Origin of the sequence: Methylobacterium gossipiicola (genome assembly GCF_900113485.1) — a bacterium.
GTDB lineage: Bacteria > Pseudomonadota > Alphaproteobacteria > Rhizobiales > Beijerinckiaceae > Methylobacterium > Methylobacterium gossipiicola.
On the sequence record NZ_FOPM01000001.1, the window covers coordinates 240,589 to 256,660 of the forward strand.

General features: G+C 67.7%; 14 protein-coding genes. 2 read left to right on the plus strand and 12 right to left on the minus strand.

Annotated elements, in window-relative coordinates; all coding sequences use genetic code 11:
* Window positions 1-569: 569 nt before the first annotated feature.
* Together glgA and ilvD are read left to right on the plus strand one after the other, a co-directional pair.
* Entirely contained in the window at window positions 570-2,078 is a 1,509-nt protein-coding gene (gene glgA, locus BM249_RS01045) for a glycogen synthase GlgA (protein WP_091967996.1), read from the plus strand.
* Between the two features lie 120 nt (window positions 2,079-2,198).
* Complete coding sequence (gene ilvD, locus BM249_RS01050) at window positions 2,199-4,037, plus strand: dihydroxy-acid dehydratase (protein WP_091967999.1); 1,839 nt, start codon at window positions 2,199-2,201, stop codon at window positions 4,035-4,037.
* Between the two features lie 47 nt (window positions 4,038-4,084).
* Here the strand turns inward: ilvD and BM249_RS01055 are convergent, their stop codons facing one another.
* The 12 genes from BM249_RS01055 to BM249_RS01105 all read right to left on the minus strand — a co-directional run bounded on the left by BM249_RS01055 (window position 4,085) and on the right by BM249_RS01105 (window position 15,943).
* Window positions 4,085-5,032, minus strand: a complete 948-nt coding sequence (locus BM249_RS01055) for a ferredoxin reductase domain-containing protein (RefSeq protein WP_177232290.1) — start codon at window positions 5,030-5,032, stop codon at window positions 4,085-4,087.
* A 52-nt stretch (window positions 5,033-5,084) separates the two neighbouring features.
* Window positions 5,085-5,444 (minus strand): hypothetical protein, encoded by a 360-nt coding sequence (locus BM249_RS01060; RefSeq protein WP_091968005.1) that lies wholly within the window; start codon window positions 5,442-5,444, stop codon window positions 5,085-5,087.
* A gap of 135 nt (window positions 5,445-5,579) precedes the next feature.
* The gene (locus BM249_RS01065; RefSeq protein ID WP_091968008.1) at window positions 5,580-8,465 is read right to left on the minus strand and encodes an EAL domain-containing protein; all 2,886 of its coding nucleotides are present in this window, start codon (window positions 8,463-8,465) and stop codon (window positions 5,580-5,582) included.
* A gap of 195 nt (window positions 8,466-8,660) precedes the next feature.
* Complete coding sequence (locus tag BM249_RS01070) at window positions 8,661-9,956, minus strand: M16 family metallopeptidase (protein WP_091968012.1); 1,296 nt, start codon at window positions 9,954-9,956, stop codon at window positions 8,661-8,663.
* A 4-nt stretch (window positions 9,957-9,960) separates the two neighbouring features.
* A complete protein-coding gene (gene thrC, locus BM249_RS01075) occupies window positions 9,961-11,373 on the minus strand; it encodes a threonine synthase (protein WP_091968017.1) in 1,413 nt (470 codons plus the stop codon).
* An 80-nt stretch (window positions 11,374-11,453) separates the two neighbouring features.
* Window positions 11,454-11,870: a DUF4864 domain-containing protein gene (locus BM249_RS01080; RefSeq protein WP_091968022.1), complete on the minus strand. Its 417-nt coding sequence runs from the start codon at window positions 11,868-11,870 to the stop codon at window positions 11,454-11,456.
* Window positions 11,871-11,946: 76 nt separating this feature from the next.
* Entirely contained in the window at window positions 11,947-12,702 is a 756-nt protein-coding gene (locus tag BM249_RS01085) for an SURF1 family protein (protein ID WP_091968025.1), read from the minus strand.
* Window positions 12,702-13,070 (minus strand): DUF983 domain-containing protein, encoded by a 369-nt coding sequence (locus BM249_RS01090; RefSeq protein ID WP_244528515.1) that lies wholly within the window; start codon window positions 13,068-13,070, stop codon window positions 12,702-12,704. Before BM249_RS01090 ends, BM249_RS01085 begins: the two co-directional genes overlap by 1 nt.
* A gap of 128 nt (window positions 13,071-13,198) precedes the next feature.
* On the minus strand, window positions 13,199-14,056 hold the full coding sequence (locus BM249_RS01095; protein WP_091968031.1) for a cytochrome c oxidase subunit 3: 858 nt from the start codon (window positions 14,054-14,056) through the stop codon (window positions 13,199-13,201).
* 158 nt (window positions 14,057-14,214) lie between these two features.
* Complete coding sequence (locus BM249_RS01100; protein ID WP_091968035.1) at window positions 14,215-14,814, minus strand: cytochrome c oxidase assembly protein; 600 nt, start codon at window positions 14,812-14,814, stop codon at window positions 14,215-14,217.
* Window positions 14,815-14,834: 20 nt separating this feature from the next.
* Window positions 14,835-14,993, minus strand: a complete 159-nt coding sequence (locus BM249_RS21525) for a hypothetical protein (protein ID WP_177232291.1) — start codon at window positions 14,991-14,993, stop codon at window positions 14,835-14,837.
* On the minus strand, window positions 14,990-15,943 hold the full coding sequence (locus BM249_RS01105; RefSeq protein WP_091968038.1) for a heme o synthase: 954 nt from the start codon (window positions 15,941-15,943) through the stop codon (window positions 14,990-14,992). Before BM249_RS01105 ends, BM249_RS21525 begins: the two co-directional genes overlap by 4 nt.
* Window positions 15,944-16,072 lie beyond the last annotated feature (129 nt).

The following is a 16,072-nucleotide window of genomic DNA, read 5'->3' on the forward strand; positions in this document are numbered from 1 at the left end:
CTTCGGTACGGTTCCATCATCCGTCGCATCGAATCGGCGCGACAATGAGACAGGGATTGGTTGAAGGTTGGGTGAATGCGGCATGGGTGCGCAGCCAAGCGTCATAATTCCGAAGATCGGCTTAATCTCGCATACTCAGCGTGCCAATCTTGTATGCAAGGAAGGTTTCGTGATGCGATTCTGAGCGACCTCGGCGAACCTGAACATTTCGCAGGCAGGTTGTGCCCGGTCGGCGCAGGGGCTCGTCGTGGGTCTGGCGAACCATGCGACGGTCCGTTCTCGAACGTCGCCGACCATGGCGGACCTGCTCATTCTGCGCAGGGCCCGCAGGAGGGCGCATGATTATGCGGGCAAATGTCGCGCGCGCCCGCGACTCTGAACCCCTCCTGAATTTTTTGCGACGCCAGCCTGTTGCATTGCCGAAATAGCAGGAAAGCGGTAACCAAATTTATGGCTTAGATTGTGCGTCGCAGCGGAACCAACGCATTCCGGGGGCGTTCATGATGGTGTCTTTGATTGCGGGCAATTCTGCCCGGAACGCACGAACAGCCCAAAGTGGCCGGGATTTCATGCTATCGCCGGCCTCGTCCGACACCCCTGCCTCCGGTCTCTTCGCGAACCAGGCGCCCCCCCTTCATCAGCCCCGTATTCTCTTTGCCACGCCGGAAATGGCGGATTTCGTCAAGACAGGTGGTCTCGGCGAGGTCGCCGCCTCACTGCCGCGCGCTCTTCGACGGCACTACGATATCCGCATCCTCATCCCCGGCTATCGCCAAGTCGTGGAGCGGTTCGACCACATCCCCGTCGTCGGGCAGCTGCCCGGCCACGCCGGCATCCCGCCCTGCGAACTGGGCCTCGTCGAGACCGGGGACGGCCTGCAGATCTATGTGCTTCTCAGCCCCGAACTCTACCAGCGCGACGGCACGCCCTACGGCGACGGCCAGGGTGATTTCCATGACAACGATCTGCGCTTCGCTCGCCTGAGTCTCGCGGCCGCTGAAATCGCGCGCGGCGCCGACCCTGCCTGGAGCGCCGACCTCCTCCATCTCAACGATTGGCAGGCCGCCCTGGCCCCGGCCTACCTCGCTTGGGCCGGCCTGCGGGTCCCGAGCATCCTCACCGTCCACAACCTCGCCTATCAGGGCCTTTTCTCCCGTGACGCCCTCGGCCGCCTCGGCGTGCCAGACCACGCCTTCCAGATGGACGGCGTCGAGTTCTACGGGCAATTCTCGTTCCTCAAGGCGGGTCTCTACTACGCCTCGCACGTCACCACGGTGAGTGACACCTACGCCCGGGAGATCACCACGCCGGGCGCCGGCTGCGGCCTCGACGGTCTCCTGCGCACCCGCGCCGCGCAGGGCCGCCTCGCCGGCATCCTCAACGGCATCGACGAGAGCTGGGATCCCCGCACGGACCCCCACCTCGCCACCCGCTTCGAGGCGGACGATTGGAAGGGCAAGCGCGCCAACGCCGAGACCGTGCGCCGCCAGTTCGGCCTCGCCGTGTCGCGCGGTCCGCTCTTCGCCATCGTGTCCCGCCTCGTCCACCAGAAGGGGATCGACCTGAGTCTCGGCGCCGCCGAGACCATCGTCGCCGAGGGCGGTCAGCTCGTGGTGATCGGTCAGGGCGAGAGCCGGTTCGAGGACGCGCTGCGCGATCTCTCCCGGCGTCATCCCGATTCCGTCGGCGTCCATGTCGGCTTCAACGAGCAGGATGCCCGCCGGATGTTCGCCGGCAGCGACTTTCTCCTGATGCCGTCGCGTTTCGAACCGTGCGGCCTCGCGCAGATGTATGCTCAGCGTTTCGGCTCCCTGCCCATCGTGCACCGCACCGGCGGCCTTGCCGATACGGTGGAGGACGGCGTGACCGGCTTCACCTTCGGCGAAGCCACCGCCTGCGGCTTCGCAAGCGCGGTTCGGCGAGCCCTCGATACCTTCGGTCAGAAGAAGCGCCTCAACGCCATGCGCCGCACGGCCATGTCGCGCACCTTCGGGTGGGACGAGGCGGCTGTTACCTACGCCTCCCTCTATGCCCGCGCCTTCGGCAACGGCGCTTCCCTGCGGGCACGGGCCGCCTGAACCATCGGCCTTCGTCTCGGCTCGGCGACGAAGGCTGAATCTGTCTGGAGACATTCCACGAAGGCCCTTGCGCCGCATCGCCTCTCGCCCGCAAAAGCCGGCTGAACAGAGAGAGATGCGATGCCTGCCTATCGTTCCCGCACCACCACCCATGGCCGCAACATGGCCGGCGCCCGCGGCCTGTGGCGCGCCACCGGCATGAAGGACGGCGATTTCGGCAAGCCGATCATCGCCGTGGTGAATTCCTTCACCCAGTTCGTTCCTGGCCACGTCCACCTCAAGGATCTCGGCCAGCTCGTCGCCCGCGAGATCGAGGCTGCCGGGGGCGTCGCTAAGGAATTCAACACCATCGCGGTCGATGACGGCATCGCCATGGGCCATGATGGGATGCTGTACTCGCTCCCCTCGCGCGAGCTCATCGCCGATTCCGTCGAGTACATGGTCAACGCCCACTGCGCTGACGCGATGGTGTGCATCTCCAACTGCGACAAGATCACCCCCGGCATGCTGATGGCGGCGCTCCGCCTCAACATTCCGGCGGTGTTCGTCTCGGGCGGTCCCATGGAGGCCGGCAAGGTTCAGTTGAAGGGCGTCATCAAGAAGCTCGATCTCGTCGACGCCATGGTGGCGGCCGCCGACGACCGGGTGTCGGACGAGGACGTGGCCGCCATCGAGCGCTCGGCCTGCCCGACCTGTGGCTCCTGTTCGGGCATGTTCACGGCCAATTCGATGAACTGCCTCACGGAGGCTCTCGGCCTGTCGCTGCCGGGCAACGGCTCGGTTCTGGCGACTCATGCGGACCGCCGGCGTCTGTTCGTCGAGGCCGGTCACCTCATCGTCGACCTCGCCAAGCGCTACTATGAGGGCGACGATTCCAGCGTCCTGCCCCGCTCCGTCGCCGGCTTCTCAGCTTTCGAGAACGCCATGACCCTCGACATCGCCATGGGCGGCTCGACCAACACCGTGCTGCATCTTCTGGCTGCCGCCCACGAGGCGGAGGTGCCCTTCACCATGGCGGATATCGACCGGCTGTCCCGGCGCGTGCCGGTCCTGTGCAAGGTCGCGCCGGCCGTGGCCGATGTCCACATGGAGGACGTGCACCGGGCCGGCGGCATCATGGCGATCCTCGGCGAACTCGACCGGGCCGGCCTCATCGACACGAAGGCCGGCAGCGTCCATTCCGGGACCCTCGGGGAGGCCCTCGACCGTTGGGACGTTCGGCGTACGGGCAGCGCCACGGTGTCGGACTTCTACAAGGCGGCGCCCGGCGGCGTGCCGACCCAGGTCGCCTTCAGCCAGTCGGCGCGCTGGGAGGATCTCGACCTCGACCGCACGGGCGGCGTGATCCGCGAGGCGGCCCATGCCTATTCGCAGGATGGCGGCCTCGCCGTGCTGTTCGGCAACCTCGCCCTCGACGGTTGCATCGTGAAGACGGCGGGCGTGGACGCCTCGATTCTCACCTTCACCGGCACCGCCCGGGTGTTCGAGAGCCAGGACGCCTCCGTGGATGCCATCCTCAACGGACGGGTCAAGGCCGGCGAGGTGGTGCTGATCCGCTATGAGGGGCCGCGCGGCGGTCCCGGCATGCAGGAGATGCTCTATCCGACGAGCTACCTGAAATCGAAGGGCCTCGGCAAAGCCTGCGCCCTCGTCACCGACGGTCGATTCTCGGGCGGCTCCTCGGGCCTCTCCATCGGCCACGTCTCGCCGGAGGCGGCGGAGGGCGGTCTCATCGGCCTCGTGCAGGATGGCGACCGGATCGAGATCGACATTCCCAACCGCAGCATTCACCTCGCCGTGGACGATGCCGAACTCCAACGACGCCGCGCCGCACAGGACGCGGCCGGATGGAAGCCGGCCGAGCCGCGCAAGCGTCGGGTCACCACGGCCCTGCGCGCCTACGCCATGCTGGCGACCAGCGCGGCGCGCGGCGCCGTGCGACAGCTCGACCGGGAATAGGCCGACGCAAAGCCCGGCCCCCTCGACGATGGGGCCGGGTCGCGTCGTCAGGGCTTGGCGTCGAGGAGAATCGGGTAGCACCGGGCGCCGGCGGCGGCGGCCAGAACCTCGACGGCGCCCACCGTGGAGGCATCGCCCGCGACATGGACCACGTCGGTGCTGCGCAGGGACGGCAGATGGGCTGTGAGGGGGCCGGGGCGAACGTCCGGCGGGCGCTGGCGGCTACGGTCGGCGACGAGGACGAGGCGGCCGACGCCCGTGGCGCGGAGCCAGTCGAAGGATGGCCGCATGTAGAGGTCCAGGGGATCGCGGGCGCCGACATGGATCGCCACTTCGCGGGCCGGCTCGATGTAGCGGGCGGCGCGGGCGATGGACCAGATCGGCGCGAACCCGGTTTCGGCCGCGACCAGGACGAGACGGCCGCCACCGGGGCGATAGAAGCCCCGCCCCACCGGCCCCTTGATTTTCACGGGATGGTCGAGGACGATTTCCTCCCCGAACGCGTCGGGCAGGGCCGAGCGGTCGCCGGTCAAGCGCACATGGAAGACGAGTTCGTTGAGCTCGGCCGCGCCGTCGATCCGCAGGGTCGGATAGAGGGTCACGGGCTCGAAACCCTCGAAGGTCACCACCACGCCATGCCCCGGTTCGAAGGCCAGGCGCTTGGTGATCGTCACCACCACCTCGAGAGTGTGGGCGCTGAGGGGCAGGATCTGCGTGACGGTGCCGGAGCGTTTCTGGACCGGCACCGGCTTGACCACCGGAGCGGCGAGCGAGTCGGGTCGCTCGACGAGGCCGGGACGCGGTGCGGCGACCTTCATCGCCTCGGAGCGGTGGCCACGGGCTTGCGACCTGCGGGGCAGGGGGCCGGCCCCCTGGCCGAGAAGACCGGGCGGCGCGGCGATGACACCATCCGCCAGGGCGGCTTCCAGGGGAGTGTCACCCGTGGAGATCCGGACGGACTTGCCGTTCACCACGAGGGAGCAGCGGGCGCTCATCGTCATCCCTCGAATGGGGCCAGGCGGCGCATCGGGCGTCGCGGAAATGCAATCAGTGCGAAAGGTTCAGGAGACGGTCGACGAGGGCCGCCCAGCGCAGCTGCACGGCTTGCGCCTCGGGGGTCAGTTCTTCCGACTCGGAAGTGGCCAGGGCGGCGACGCAGGCGCGGAGCTGGACAACCTCGGTCTGTTGGGCGCGCAGCACGGCCTTCATGACCATGAGTTCGGTCTTGAGGCGCTCGAGCTCTGCGGATGGCGGCGGAGCCCGGTCGCGAAGGAACGCCAGGGGCGGCGGCCGGTGCGCGTCGGGCTCGGCGACGGGGGCCTCGACGAGGCGTAACGACCGGGCCATCAGGCGCCGGACCATCTCGGACTCGGAGCCGTCCTCATCCTTGAATGCGGCTTCGGCCATCAACTGATCCCCCTCGCACGGCCATTCGAACCCGGCCTACCGTCATGGGACAATGGCGGATCATGGTTAAGGGAGCCTTAAATCCATCCGTCGCAGTCTCGTGAAAAGGACGCTGCGGCGACGATCGCTGCCGGGTCAGGCGGCCTCCGGGGCCGCCCCGAGGAGCTGCCGGGCCTGGAGCATCGACATCGGCTCGCCGAAGGCGAAGCCCTGCGCATACTCGCAGCCGAGTTCGGCGAGGGCCTGCGCGTCGGCTTCGGATTCCGCACCCTCGGCCACGATGGCGAGGCCGAGTTCCTGGGCCATCTTCACGATGGAGCGAAGAATTGCCGTGCGCCCCGTCGCCATCTGGCGAACGAAGGACTGGTCGATCTTGATGGTGTCGAAGGGGAACCGCTGGAGATACGAGAGCGCCGAGTAGCCGGTGCCGAAATCGTCCAGGGACAGGCCGGCGCCGAGGTCTTGGATGCGGGCGAGCATCTGGGCGGCGTATTCCGGGTTCTCCATCACCAGGTTCTCGGTGAGTTCGAGCTTGAGGGAGCCGGGCAGCACGCCGGAGCGGGCCAGGGTGGTCTTCACATCGTGCAGGAGGTCGTGACGCAGGATCTGGCGCGACGACATATTGACGGTGGCGAAGATCGGCGGCTCCACGTCGAGGGAGCGTTGCCACGCGGCGAGTTCGAGGGCCGTGCGCTCGAGGGCGAAGACGCCGAGATTGACGATGAAGCCGCATTCCTCGGCCACCGGCATGAAGGTCGCGGCCGGGATGCGCCCGAGGCGGGGATGGTCCCAGCGCAGCAGGGTCTCGAAGCCCGCCACGGTGCGGTCCTCGAGCCGGACGATGGGCTGGAACAGCACCTTCATCTCGTTGCGCTCGATGGATCGGCGCAGGTCGCCTTCGAGCATCAGGCGGTCGCTGCGCTCGGTGTGCATATCGGAGCGGTAGACTTCGATGCGGTCGCCGCCGCCGCGCTTAGCCTGGATCATGGCGATCTCGGCGTTCTTGAACACCACGTCGCGCTTCGTGTTGGCCGCCACCTCGTGCAGCACCAGGCCCACGGAGACCGTGAGGAAGATCTCCCGATCGGCGTAGGTGATCGGCGTCGCGATGGCTTTGCGGATCATCTCGGCGAAGGCGAGGATCCGCTCCGGCTCGCGCTCCGACAGGAGGATGAGGGCGAATTCGTCGCCGGCCACCCGGGCGAGGGAATCCTGCGGTCGCAGGAGCCGGCCGAGGCGGCGCGACAGGGTGAGAAGAATCGAATCGCCGGCGGACAGGCCGATGGCGTCGTTGATGGCTTTGAACCGGTCGATATCGAGGACGATGGTGGTCGGCTTCAGCCGTGGGTCCTGGCTGGCGAAGGCCAAGGCGGCGTCGAGACGGTCCTTGAACAATTCGCGGTTCGGCAGGCCGGTGAGGCTGTCGTGCACGGCATCGTGCAGGAGCCGTTCCTCGGCCGTGCGCGCTTCGGTGACGTCCGAGATGGTGCCCACCACCCGAACCACCTCACCGTCGGTGCCGATCACCGGCCGTGCCTTGAGGCGGTACCAGTAATACGGGCCGGCGGTGGAGCGCAGGCGGAAATCGTGGACGATCCGGCCGCGCCGTTCTTCGATGATCGTATCGAGGGCCGCCGAATACCGCTCGACGTCGAAGGGATGCACGAGGGCGAGCCAGTTCACCGCCGGGCCTTCGAGGGCGCCGCGCTTGAGGCCGAGCTGCCCCTCGATCTCCTGGCCGGCGAAGACGCGGTCGCCGGGGACGTCCCAATCGAACACCACGTCGCCGGCCCCCGTGAGGGCCAGGGCCCGGCGCTCGGTGTCGGAGACCAGGGCATGGGTGAGACCTCCGCCCGCGAAGGCGTGCTGCATCACCGTGAAGCCGATGAGCATGACGATGAGGACGAGGCCGCCGATGAGGGCCGGCTGCACGAGATCCGACCCGATCTGCCCGGTGATGGCGAAGCCCGCCGCCACCACCCAGACGAGGAGGAGAAGCCAGGTCGGGATCAGCAGGATCGCCCGGTCGTAGCCGTTATGGGCGGCGAGATAGACGATGAGGAGGAGGCCGACGCCGGCCACCGCCGCGATGGAGATGCGCGCCACCCCGGCGGCCACGGGCGGATCGAATACCGCGAGGGCTACGAGGCCGGCGAGGAACGCGAGCCAGAAGAAAGCAACATGGCTGTAGCGCACATGCCAGCGGCTGAGGTTGAGGTAAGCGAACAGGAACACCAGCAGGGTGGCACCGAGCACCGCCTCGGCCGAGGCGCGGTAGATCCGCTCCGCCACCTCGGTGACGGGCAGGACGCGCTGAAGGAAGCCGAAATCGATACAGGCATAGGCCAGCACCGACCACGCCAGGGCGGCGGCGGCGGGGAAGATGATCGCGCCCTTGACCACGAAGATGATCGTCAGGAACAAAGCCAGTAGGCCGGCGATGCCGATGATGATGCCCTTGTAGAGGGTCAGGCCGGTGGATTTCTTGCGATAGGCTTCCTGGTCCCAGAGGTAGACCTGGGGAATGTTAGGCCCGCGCAGCTCGGCCACGTACGTGACGGTGGCGCCGGGATCGAGGGTGATGACGAACTGGTCCGCCTCCGGATTCTCGTCGCGTTCCGGGCGGATACCCTGACTCGCCGTGATGGCGGCGATGCGCGAGCCGCCGAGATCCGGCCAGATCACGCCCGAGCCGACGAGGCGGAAATGCGGGGCGACGAGGACACGGTCGATCTGCTCGTCGGTGTCGTTGGTGAGGGCGAACACCATCCAGTCGGGACGGGCACCCGTGTCGCGCGCCTTGACGACGATGCGGCGGACGATCCCGTCCTTCCCCGGCGCCGTGGAGATCTGGATGAGGTCACCGTCCGAGCGATAGCGCTCGATCATCGGCGTCAGGTCGATGGCCGGGGCGTCGAGGGTGACGCGCACGGCTTCGACGGCTTGCGCCGGCGCCGAGAGGCCGAAGGCACCGAACAGGGCCGCGAGGATGGCGGTGATGACGAGAAAGATCTGACGCAACGGGCGAAGGTTCCGGCCGGTCGGGGCTGTAAGACGTCTACGGCTCAGGTCGAGGACCTGAGTCGTATCGGCGGCGCCCTCCACCGACAAGGCGGGGAACTGGCCTGAGCGAAAGCGCCCACGGATTCTTGCCGCGGGCGGCGTGTCCGCTGGATCACGTTCCTTTGCGGCTAAAACAAGCCGTGGCCGCGATCCTCACGCGGCGCGCAAGGCGGCGGCGATCCGCTCCAGGGGCGGCAGCTTCTTGATCGGGCCGATGGCCGCGAGGGTCGGGGCGCCGGAGAGGAGCTTCACGCCGGCGGCGCGGACATCCTCGACGGTGACGGCGTCGACCTTGGCGATGACCTCGCTCGCCGGAATCACCCGACCCCAGGCCAGGATCTGCCGGGCGTTGCGCTCGATGCGCCCACCCGGCGTTTCGAGGGCGGACAGGAGAGAAACCTTCAGCTGCGCCTTGGCGCGGGCGACCTCGATGGTGTCGGCGTCGCGGGCCGCGCGCGTGGTGGCTTCCAGGGTCACGTCCACGAGTTGGCCGAGATCGCCGCCCGAGGTCCCGGCGCCGATGCCGAACAGGCCGCAATCGTGGAACGCCCAGTGGAACGCCTGGATCTCGTAGGCGAGCCCTCGAGTTTCGCGCACCTCGTGCCAGAGGCGCGAGGTTAGGCCGCCGCCGAGCACCTGGGTGAACATGTGGAGGGCGTAGTAGTCCGGATCGCGAAACGAGAGGCCGGGCAGTCCGAGAACCACGTTGGCCTGCTCGAGCTTCTTCTGGATGCGCTTCTCACCGCCGCCATAGACACCCGGCACGGTCTCGGGCGGGATCGCTGACGCTAGGCTGCCGAAATGATGTTGCGCCGCGTCCACGATGGCGTCGTGCCCGATGGCGCCGGCCGCCGCCAGGACGATGCGGTCCGGCGTGTATTCGCGGGCGATGTAGGCTTCGATGGCCGCGCGGTCGAAGCTGTTGATGGTTTCCGGCCGGCCGATGATGGGGCGACCCATGGGCTGGTCCGGGAACGCGGCTTCCGTGAAAGCCTCGTAAACCACGTCGTCGGGCGTGTCCTCGATGGCGGCGTATTCCTGCAGGATCACGCTCTTCTCGCGGGCGAGCTCACCGGCGTCGAACACCGAGTCGGTGAGGATGTCGCCGATGACGTCGAGGGCGACGCCGGCATCCTCGCCCAGCACCCGGGCGGTGTAGCTCGTGCCCTCGGCGCTGGTGGCGGCATTGATGTCGCCGCCGACATTCTCGATGTCCTCGGCGATGCGCCGGGCCGAACGCGTCTTGGTGCCCTTGAACGCCATATGCTCGATGAGATGGCTGAGGCCGCTCTCCTCGGGCCGCTCGTGGCGCGAGCCCGCGCCGACCCAGACGCCGAGGGTCGCCGTGGCGACACCCGGCATCGCCTCCGTCACGACGGTGACCCCGTTGTCGAGGCGGGTGATCCGCAGGTCGGGGGAGGCGCCGTGGGTGGCGAAGTGCTGGTTCATGGCGTCAGCCGGCCTTGGTGATGCGGGCGTGGGTGCGGATGAAATTCTCCACCGCCGCCTGATCGTTGGCGAGGCGCGAGAACGTCTCCTTGCGGTCGAGGAGGTCGGCGAGGTGAGGCGGCAGGGCCGGGCGTGCGCCGCCCACGGCCTCGGACACCGCATCCGGGAACTTCGCGGCGTGCGCCGTGGCAAGCGCCACGACGGGTGTGCGCGGGTCCCGATCAAGGAGTTGGCGCCCGGCATGGACCCCGATGGCGCTGTGCGGATCGATGACCTGACCCGTCTCCGCGAAGGTTCGGGCGATCTCGGCCTTCACGGCGTCCTCGGGCACCGCAGCGGCATCGAATTCGGCGCGGACGGTGTCGAGCACAGCCGGATCGAGGGTGAAGCCGCCCGATTGCTTCAGGCCGGCCATGAGGCGCCCAAGGCTCGAAGAATCCCGCCCCAGGGCCTCGAACAGCAGCCGTTCGAAGTTCGAGGAGATCTGGATGTCCATGGACGGCGAGGTGGTGGGCTGGACGCCCCGGACCTCGTAGGCCCCGTGCTCCAGGGTGCGGGCCAGGATGTCGTTGGCGTTGGTGCCGATCATCAGACGCTCGATGGGCAGGCCCATGCGCTTGGCGACCCAGCCGGCAAGGATGTCGCCGAAATTGCCCGTGGGCACGGCGAACGAGACCGGCCGGTGGGGGGCGCCCAGCGCCACGGCGGCGGTGAAGTAGTAGACCGCCTGGGCGGCGACGCGGGCCCAGTTGATGGAGTTGACGCCCGAGAGCTTCACAGCATCGGCGAACTCGGCGTGCTGGAACAGGGCTTTGACGATGTTCTGGCAATCGTCAAAATTTCCGTCGATGGCGATGGCGTGGACGTTGTCCGCCCCCACCGAGGTCATCTGCCGGCGCTGCACTTCGGAGACGCGCCCCTCCGGAAACAGGATGAAGATGTCGACCTGATCGAGGCCCCGGAACGCCTCGACGGCGGCGGAGCCCGTATCGCCCGAGGTGGCGCCCACGATGGTGGCTCGGGTGCCGCGCGCGCGCAGGACATGGTCCATGAGCCGCCCGAGGAGCTGCATCGCCACGTCCTTGAACGCCAGCGTCGGCCCGTGGAAGAGTTCGAGCAGGAACAGATTGTCGTCGAGCTGGGTCAGGGGGCAGACGGCCGGATGCCGGAACGTCGCGTAGGCTTCCTCGATCATCCGGTCGAGATCGGCGTCTTCGATCTCGCCGTCGATGAGCGGGCGCAGGACGATCTTGGCGGCGTCGGCATAGCGCAGGCCGGCGAGCCCCGCGATGGTCTCCCGCGAAAGCTGAGGCCAGCTCTCCGGCACGTAGAGACCGCCGTCGCGGGCGAGGCCGGCGAGGAGAGCATCGGAGAACGAGAGGGGCGCAGAGGCGCCGCGGGTCGAAACGTGAAGCAAAGGGGCCTCCGGGAAGGGGCTCCATCTACACCAACCCGTCCGGCCTGTCGAAACCTATGGCGAACCCGCCCTGCGGCCGATCAGGCACTGGTGCCCGGCGCCTTCGTCAGCTGGCACCCGGTGATGCGCCAGGCGCCGTCGGGCTGCTTCTCCAGGGTGTAGAGGGCGAGCCAATCGGCGCCCGACTCGTCCTGCACCGTAACCCCGAGGGCGACGCCGCCCGTGCCGACATCCTCGACCCGGTCGATCTTAAAGCTGCGGGCGCGATAAACGGCGGCGTAACCCTGCCGAACCATGGCCAGGAAGGTATCGGGGGAGGGGAACATCCCCTGGATCGCAGGCGCGGCCTGAGCGTAGGCGGTGGTCGCGTCGTCCTTGCGGAACGCCTCGATCTGGCGCGTGACGGTGGCGCGGGCGGCGTCCCGATCGGCTTCGTCGGCGGCGTAAGCCGTGCCCATGGTGAGACCGAGGACCAGAAGCGGGATCGCGGCGCGCATGGGCGGGGCTCCGAGGATTTCTCCTTTTCGAGAATAGGGCGCCCGCCGTCGCGGGCAACCGCTGCCCTCGGCCGCCTCAGGCCGTGTCGTTCGGATCGAACAGGCGCTTCCATGCGAAAACCCCGAAGACGCCGATGAGGCAGGCGGCGATGCCGAACCACGTGAAGGCGTATTGCAGGTGGTTGTTCGGCAGATCGACGCGCAACTGCCCCCCCTTGGGCCAGCCGCCGGGATTGAGTGTGGCGTCGGCCTCGACGAGGTAGGGGAGGGGATCGGCGATGCCGGCAGCCGCGCTGATGCCCGCGATGTCGCGGTTGAACCACTCGTGGCGAGCCGGATCGGGGGCCGGTACGAATAGGGTGCGGGGTTCGGAACCCCTGAGGATGCCGGTGATCGTGGTCTCGCCGGAGACTTGGCCCGCGGCGCGGCTCGTCGGCGCCTTGAGCTCGGTCGGGATGAAACCGCGATTGACCAGGACCGTCCCGCCCTCCCGAAGTTGCAGCGGCGTCAGAACGTAGTAGCCCTGCAGGGCGCGGCCCGGCGTGGCGCCGGCCGCCAGACCGTGCACGAGGGTCTCGCGGTCGTTCAGGAGCGTGCCGGTGACCCGAACCCGGCGGAACTCGTCCGTCTCGGGATTCCAGGCGGCCGCGAGGGGCAGCGCGCCGGGCGGCTCCACCTGCGAACGAGCCAGGATACGGGCGATGAGCGCCTCCTTCTGTCCCTTGCGGTCGAGCTGCCACACGCCGAGGCCGAGGAGGATCGCAAGGCAGATCAGGGAAGCGAGACCGGGCGCCAGGAGGGCGCGCGCGGCGCCGGGCCGAATGGCGGGCACTAGCGGAAGCGTCCCTGCTCGGCCTTGTTGGCGAATTGCAGGGCAGCGAGCACGCCCTTGAGGGGGCGGATGATGGCGAGGCTCAGGCCCACGGACAGGGTGCCGGCCACGAGGGCATGGACCCAGATGGGCGGCTCGTAGGCGATCTCCAGCCACAGGGCGAGACCGACCACGACGGTACCCACGATGGACATGACGAAGAAGGCCGGGCCGTCGCCGGAATTGAAGTTCGAATAGTCGAGGCCGCAGGCTTCGCAGGACGGCGCGAAGGTCAGGAATCCGTTGAACATGTGGCCCTCGCCGCAACGGGGGCAGCGGCCGCGCAGGCCGGTGGGAATAGGCGGGGGAAGCGGCCGCGTTGCGTCCAAGATGCGTACTCCTCAAGCCCCCATCATACGGGCTCGATAGGATATGGGGACAGAATTGTCTTCCACATGCGAAAGGGCGGCTCGCGCCGCCCTTTCATGGCTCTCATGCAGTGCGGGACTGCGAACGGTCAGTGAGCGGCGTGGCCGACACCCGAACCCCAGACGTAGATGGAAGCGAACAGGAACAGCCACACCACGTCGACGAAGTGCCAATACCAGGCGGCGAACTCGAAGCCGAGGTGCTGACGCACGGTGAACTGGCCGAGATAGGCGCGGTAGAGGCAGATCGCGAGGAAGATCGTTCCGATGATGACGTGGAAGCCGTGGAAGCCCGTCGCCATGAAGAAGGTCGCCGAGTAGATGCTGCCCGAGAAGCCGAAATGGGCGTGGGCATACTCGTAGGCCTGGCAAGCCGAGAACAGCACACCGAGGATGATCGTCAGCCACAGGCCGTACTTCAGACCCTTCCGGTCGTCGTTCAGCAGGGCATGGTGGGCCCAGGTGATGGTGGTGCCCGAGGTGAGCAGGATCAGGGTGTTCAGGAGCGGCAGGTGCCAGGGATCGAACGCCTCGATGCCCTTCGGCGGCCAGGTGCCCCCGGTGAAGTCGACGCGGGTCGCCTGGATCGGGTCGGCGGTGTAGAGAGCCGCCTCGAAATAGGCCCAGAACCACGCGGCGAAGAACATCACCTCGGAGGCGATGAACATGATCATGCCGTAGCGGTGATGGAGCTGCACCACCCGGGTGTGGTCGCCCTGATTGGCCTCGTGCACCACGTCCTTCCACCAGGCATACATGGTGTAGAGAACGCCGAGGGTGCCGGCCCCGAAGATGTAGGCGCCCGGCGCGAGGGTGCCGATGGTGAGGCTCTTCATCCAGAAGACGGCGCCGAACGCCATCAGGAAGCCGGAGAAGGCGCCAATCAGCGGCCACGGGCTCGGGGCGAGAATGTGGTAATCGTGGTTCTTGGCGTGCGCCTCGGCCATCTCAACGTCTCTCCTGACCCCAGGCCCCCGACCGCGATGCGGTTCCAGGGCTCTCTCGTTGTTTCGGTTGGACCGGATACCCGGTCTCGACGCTCAAACCCTTAATCAGCCCGGCGCTCTCTTGTCACGCTTGGGGCATTGAAAACAGGGCCGGAGCGTCAAAAATTCGACTTCTTCTGCGTGCCGCCTGGTGTCGCAAGCGCGGCCGTGGGCTGCCCGTTCTTCGAGGCGAAGTAGGTGTAGGACAGCGTCATCTCGCTGAGATGCGCGGTGTTCGAATCCTGCCGCAGGGCGGGATCGATGTAGAACACCACCGGAAAATCCATGGCTTCGCCCGGCTGCAGAGTCTGCTCATTGAAGCAGAAGCACTCGATCTTGACGAAGTAGGCACCCATCAGGCCCGGCTGGACATTGAAGGTCGCGATGCCGGTGGAGGGCGTCGAACCGGTGTTCTTCACGCGGAAGAACACCGTCTTGGTCTCCCCGAGATGCACCGCGACCTGAGGCGACTCGGCCTGGAAGCGCCAGGGCAGACCCGAGGCGACATTGGTGTCGAACCGGACGAGCATCGTGTCGTCGGTCGCGGCCGCTGCCGGCGCGGAGCCCTGGCGCGGCGTGCCGTCGAAGCCCGTCGCCTTGCAGAAGAGGTTGTAGAGCGGCACCGACGCGAAGGCGAGGCCGATCATCCCGAAGGCGATGCCGGCGCAGGCGAAGGCCGTGACGGCGGCCTTGCGGGTCGATGGGGAGCGGTCGGTCATGGTATCTCCGTCGCCGCGCCTCACAGCGCGCGATTGAGGACCTGAGGTCCGAGCTTCGCGATGGTCAGCACGTAGAAGATCGCCACCAGGGTGAACAGGACCGCCGCGATGGCCAGTGACCGTTTGCGGCGCCGCTGCGTTTCCTCCGGCGTCAGGGGCCGGGGCCGGGGCTCGATCATGCGATCACCGCGCGGAACAGGCCGAGGCTGTGCTCGGACAGCAGGGCCGAGAACAGGAGGAACAGGTAGAGGATCGAGAAACCGAACATCCCCAGCGCCGCCTTGCGCTCCGCTTCGCCCTCGCGGTTGCGGAAGACGTGGACGCTGAAGGCCAGCATGCCGAGGCCGCCCAGGAGGGCGGTCACGCCGTAGAGCAGGCCGCCGAACCCGAGGAAGACGGGGGCGAGGCCGATGGGGAACAGGATGAGGGAATAGTAAATGATCTGACGGCGGGTCGATTGCGGCCCGGCGACATTCGGCATCATCGGGATGCCGGCCTTGGCGTACTCACCCGACTTGATGAGGGCTAGCGCCCAGAAGTGCGGCGGCGTCCAGATGAAGATGATGAGGAACAGGACGATGGATTCGATGCCCACCGTACCCGTGACCACGGCCTGACCGATGATCGGGGGGAGGGCGCCGGCCGCACCGCCGATGACGATGTTCTGCGGCGTCGCGCGCTTCAGCCACATGGAATAGAAGACCGCGTAGAACACGATGGTGAAGGCCAGGAGCCCTGCGGCGAGCCAGTTGGAGGCGAGGCCGAGGACGAGGACGGAGCCCACCGACAGCACGATGCCGAAGGCGAGGGCCTCGCCCGGCTGGATGCGCCCATCCGGGATCGGCCGCTTGGCCGTGCGGGTCATCACCGCGTCGATATCGGCGTCCCACCACATGTTGAGGCAGCCGGACGCGCCGGCGCCGACGGCGATCATCAGGAGCGAGATCGACCCCACCACGGGCTGGATGTGGACGTTCGACACCGCCATGCCGACGAGGGCGGTGAAGATCACCAGCACCATCACCCGGGGCTTCAGCAGGGCGAAGAAGTCGGAGACTTCGCCGCCGACGGCCATCGTGACCGGGTGCGGCTCGGCGTCAGCGGACAGGCTGTTCGACAGGCTCGTCATGGGGGCTCGACTACGGTTGTCCTAGGGGCTTTCGGATCGCGCCGGCATCGACCGATGCTGCTTGGCGCCGCCCTTTTCGGGATGCCCCACCGCTTCGCGGCCGGGCATCCGGGAAAGAGCGGGGACCGC